Origin of the sequence: Faecalibacterium sp. DFI.5.82 (genome assembly GCF_029076575.1) — a bacterium.
Lineage (GTDB): Bacteria > Bacillota > Clostridia > Oscillospirales > Ruminococcaceae > Faecalibacterium > Faecalibacterium duncaniae.
In genome coordinates this window covers 1-292 of record NZ_JARFIS010001027.1, presented here as the reverse complement: position 1 = coordinate 292, position 292 = coordinate 1, and the positions used below count along the sequence as shown (strand labels likewise).

Annotated in this window: 1 protein-coding gene; it reads right to left on the bottom strand. The window is 28.4% G+C overall.

Features of this window, described 5'->3' with window-relative positions; translation table 11 throughout:
* Nucleotides 1-64 precede the first annotated feature (64 nt).
* A partial coding sequence (locus P0G09_RS19990; protein WP_275253547.1) for a substrate-binding domain-containing protein occupies nucleotides 65-292 on the bottom strand: 228 nt, incomplete at its 5' end.

Here is a 292-nt window from a genome sequence, read left to right as displayed (position 1 = left end):
CGTGTTTAAGTTATAAATTTTGTGAAAAATTATAAATCTTATAAAATAGATTGCGATTTTAATCTTAAACTTTTGCTATAGTTTTTCCAGTATCAGTTAAATCATATCCGCCAAGACCTTGAAGTTCAGCTTTAAACTCAGGAGAGTTTATTATGTTAATTATTGTTTGGTAAACTGGATTTTGTAAGTCTTCTTTTTTAATAACTAAATCATAGCGCTCTTTGTGAAGAGGTATTAAGTCGATATTATTTACTTGTATAGCAGCTTTTTCATTTCCCAAACCAACATCAGC